Source organism: Bacillus sp. T17B1 (assembly GCF_026796395.1).
GTDB classification, from domain to species: Bacteria; Bacillota; Bacilli; order Bacillales; family Bacillaceae; genus Bacillus; species Bacillus spizizenii_A.
Genome location: NZ_JALAYA010000007.1, coordinates 82,991 through 86,798, shown reverse-complemented (window position 1 = coordinate 86,798; position 3,808 = coordinate 82,991). Strand labels below are relative to the sequence as shown.

7 protein-coding genes are annotated in these 3,808 nt (G+C 37.8%); all 7 read right to left on the bottom strand.

Going from position 1 to position 3,808, the window contains the following annotated elements; genetic code table 11:
• Positions 1-385: conjugal transfer protein (locus tag MOF34_RS04955; protein ID WP_268398843.1), on the bottom strand; the 385-nt coding region annotated here is incomplete at its 3' end.
• Between the two features lie 12 nt (positions 386-397).
• The gene (conC, locus tag MOF34_RS04950; RefSeq protein WP_019716382.1) at positions 398-646 is read right to left on the bottom strand and encodes a transposon conjugation system subunit ConC; all 249 of its coding nucleotides are present in this window, start codon (positions 644-646) and stop codon (positions 398-400) included.
• An 11-nt stretch (positions 647-657) separates the two neighbouring features.
• A complete protein-coding gene (locus MOF34_RS04945; protein WP_268398841.1) occupies positions 658-1,722 on the bottom strand; it encodes a conjugal transfer protein in 1,065 nt (354 codons plus the stop codon).
• A complete protein-coding gene (locus tag MOF34_RS04940) occupies positions 1,712-2,020 on the bottom strand; it encodes a hypothetical protein (RefSeq protein ID WP_268398840.1) in 309 nt (102 codons plus the stop codon). Before MOF34_RS04940 ends, MOF34_RS04945 begins: the two co-directional genes overlap by 11 nt.
• Positions 2,021-2,036: 16 nt before the next feature.
• Positions 2,037-2,303 (bottom strand): hypothetical protein, encoded by a 267-nt coding sequence (locus tag MOF34_RS04935; RefSeq protein ID WP_268398839.1) that lies wholly within the window; start codon positions 2,301-2,303, stop codon positions 2,037-2,039.
• A gap of 12 nt (positions 2,304-2,315) precedes the next feature.
• The gene (locus MOF34_RS04930) at positions 2,316-2,591 is read right to left on the bottom strand and encodes a hypothetical protein (RefSeq protein ID WP_069963996.1); all 276 of its coding nucleotides are present in this window, start codon (positions 2,589-2,591) and stop codon (positions 2,316-2,318) included.
• 273 nt (positions 2,592-2,864) lie between these two features.
• Positions 2,865-3,808: DNA relaxase NicK (nicK, locus tag MOF34_RS04925; protein WP_268398838.1), on the bottom strand; the 944-nt coding region annotated here is incomplete at its 5' end.

Sequence of the window (3,808 nt, the reverse complement as noted above, 5' to 3'; positions counted from 1 at the left end):
TTCGAAACTCAATTTGTTTTTCATTACTTAAATCAACCTTTCGGTCATTACAAAACTTCTTTTGTGGAAGCTTGATGAAGAAGTAATACTTTGCAAAATCAAAGAAGTATAAATAGATGTTTTTTCCTTCTGGCTTTATTTTTGTAACAAGCATTGTTAAAAAAATCGGTATTCCAAAAATCACGATGACGAAACTGTTATCAAAAGCGTGAGGAAAAATCATCCTCACGCCGTACCAAAATCCAAAGCAGATACCTACAAAAATGAAGTAGTTAATAGCCGGTATTAATTCAACTGCAAAAGGTAATGAATAGTTGTCGGTTAATTGCTGAATCTTTTTCGGCTCTCTCATCGCCTTCCGATAGTTGAACACCAGACGACTCATCCAAATGCCCCCTTACAATTTTTCCATTAGTGCATTGATCCAGCCGGAGAATTCTGACCAATGTTTAATAATCCAAGTCACCGCACTACCAATACAGCAGACAAAAATAATTCCGCCCATTTTTAATTTAGTAAGATGCTTTGCGGCTATGAACATGACCACGATCGTAATGAATTGGACAACAACATCTGATGCCCATCCTTTTACCCCTCCAAGTGTTGGAAGGTCTGCGCCAAGAATAAAGAAATTCATGAAATCCATATTTAAACCTCCTATTGATGTTTGAGTTTATTTACATAAAACTGACCGCTGTTTTCCGTAATCTCTAAACTAAATTTTTCATTTACCGGAATATCATTTTCTTTTTCCTTAAATCGAACAGCACAAAAAACCTCGAAACCTTTTTTCGTCCCGAAGATTTTCATTGACTGCACTTCCCCAAATAACAAGTTTCCTTCCAATGCTTCCGGCTTTTTCATCATATAAACCATTTCTTCTTTCTTTTCAGAAGCGTATTTCTCAAAGAAAGTATGAAGGAATGATTCGATAGATTCTTTTTTCTCGCCTGCATATTCGTCTCTAGTTTCTTCTTTACTCTCAGAAGCAATATTGCCTTTCAGATCATAAATCTGTGTAAAGTAAGGGACAGCAGACACCGCAAAGGAATCACCTTTATTTATGACTGGAATATTCAGCAACATTTGTTTTTCAGACTTCTCGTTTGTTTTAACCTTTTCTTTCACCTTCTTTTTCTTCTTTCCGTCTTTAACTTCTTTTTCAACTTCCTTTTCTACAGGGTATAGATTTTCATATGTGACCTTATATTGAAAAAGGCTGTTTTTATCACCTTCTTTCACGTTATATAGGCTGTAATCTTTCAACTCTCGATCACCTTTTAAACCATCCACATTGAAACGTTCTTCATCTTCAAAATGGTTATCCTCTTGTTTAACCATATAGCTTTCAAGGCTCTGCATTCGTTTTTCAATAGATTCTTGATCGTTCTTCACATTCACATATTCATTGATGAACCCTGACAGAAAGTTTTCAGCAGCAGTCACCGAAATTTTTTGTTTATCATCATTTGTTGGCTTATTCGCTTCGTCTTTCATGTCATTAAGTTGGGACCGAGTATTAATTGACAGAAGCACAGCAAGCAGACAGATAAACAGCAAGCCCCCTACACAAGACCATAATGTGACGGCTATCAGCTTTGACCTGTCACGAGGAACTTTCTGTCTGTCTTTTTCCGGTCTTTCAATTCGTTTCAGTTTTTGAAAAGCAGACCGAAAAAAGGATTCTTCCTTCTTATCAGAGCCAATTTCTTTATTGAGCAACTTTTTCACACTCCTTCTGTTCAATTTGTTTCGTTCTTTCCAAGAAAGATAAAAAGGATGCTACACGATGTAACACCCTTTTTATGCTTTGATTCTCCATATAAACCTTTAAGCTAGTCATTCGACCGTCCGGCAAGTATCTTGTCTTATAGAATGTGTAACGATACTCTGCAAACCCTTTTACTCGTTCGCCCTCGACAACCAACATGCAATCTCTGCTTAAACTCCTTACAAAAACTAAAGAGGGAATACCCACATTAAAACCTAAGCTTCTGAATCGTTTGTCTACAGCAGACACCGCACATTTTCACCCCTTATTGGTAGTAGCTAATTCCCTCAAATTCCACAATTCTTTCATCTGTCTCAGGGTCTTCATCCTCCAGTATGTTGAATGTGGCTTGAAGTTTGGCATTCACATTATCTATAACCGCAAGAGTTTGGACTATGACCCTTTGGGCTACATCGCTGTAAAAGACATCCTCCATCATTTTTTCAATCAATTCCTCAGCAATTTCCAAACAGCCAAGAGACTCCAAATCACTCTCTAGTCGGGCCTGATTCAACAGATTAATGTTAAACATCTGATTTCCCCCTTAACGTTCTCTTAGAAAAACGCCTACGCATATTGAAAAACCCCATAAAAAAACAAAGGTAAAATACATTACCTTTGCAATGACATCAGAATTAACACTTTCAGAAATTAGACCGAACATTGAAGCTACCACTGTCACAGATACAGCCATAATAAAAATCGTATTTTCTGTCCAACTATAACGGTCAGCCAAACTTTGAAGCTTAGGATATATCAAAAGGAATAAGAGACCGCCGCCAAGTAAACTCACGATTACAAAAAATATCGCAAGTAACATATTCACCATCCTTATATTGAATTAAGTTCTTGGGTTTCACCCAAACCCACCAACGGAAGCCCGTTGGATTGCTGTTAATCTATCCCCCTATTCCCCCGAATCATCGGGGGACTCCCTCGCCGGTAGGCAGGAACAAACGGTTGTTTGTTCAATGCCAAGAGGGTTTTGGTGGCGCTGAATATGTCAACTCCTTATCCTCACTTCGTTCCGGTACCGTTGACACATACGTTTAATCGCATCACCTGTGTTTATTAAAGGTTTAGCAGTTTGTTTTTAAACGACCATGTCAGCAACATCAGCCATATATACATCTAACATTTTTTTATGTTTGTCTGCCAGTTCAGCTTCTGCAATCATATCTGACAGATCGGTTTTCCCTAAATGTTCATCAGCTTCAAACACCATTTTCATAGTGGGAGCACAAGAGTTACGAAGCCAATTTCTTGATTTCTGATAGAAGTCTTTTTGTGGTTTAACGTACAAAGGAAGTCTCCCAACATCACCTATAAAATCAGACCAAAAAAGGCTCGTTTTCCAATGCTCTCTAGTGATGTTTTCATCAGCATCAACGAACCTTACATAGTTATTAATGATTTGCATAGCGATTAAGGTTAAATCCTTTGTTTTCAATAAAGCATCTATAGCCACTTGTGCACGTTCATTTTTCAACCGCAATTCATAACGATTCCAATCGCCTAGTTCTTCTAACGGAATGTTATACTTTTCTGCTTGTTCATAGTTTTTCTCATAAAAGCAAAGGTACGCTTCTGACTTTTTAGAACCGAAATATATTGTCGTCCCTCCTGTAATGCCATCAGATAGATCAAAGGAGCCATTGAAGTCGGATTTTCTAAAGCGTGAAATACATTCGCCCTTTTGGGCTTTTTTTAACAATTCCGGTATAGAAAAGTACGTCTTTTTATCATCAATCGCCAAATCAAAGCGAGTAAATGAACCGCCTTGCGCCATGCAATCTTGAAAGAAGTCGTACCATGTTTTCTTCCGGCATTCCAAGAAGGACTCAAATTGACGGCAACCTTGACCGGACATTTCTATCAAAATACCTCTGTTATCATCTGGCGCAGAATAAAAGACTTTGATATAGTCCAGTTCGTACGTGCCAACGTAGCCATAGAAGCCAGATTGTTTCTCAGTCATAAAGTCTTTGCTAAGGTGAAGAACCTCTTCAATAATTCGGTCAACATCATGAGTTTTAA

What these genes read in the sequence shown, in the direction of transcription:
- conC (WP_019716382.1), bottom strand. Translation starts at nt 646, where the DNA reads ATGGATTTCATGAATTTCTTTATTCTTGGCGCAGACCTTCCAACACTT.
- MOF34_RS04935 (WP_268398839.1), bottom strand. Translation starts at nt 2,303, where the DNA reads ATGTTTAACATTAATCTGTTGAATCAGGCCCGACTAGAGAGTGATTTG.
- MOF34_RS04930 (WP_069963996.1), bottom strand. Translation starts at nt 2,591, where the DNA reads ATGTTACTTGCGATATTTTTTGTAATCGTGAGTTTACTTGGCGGCGGT.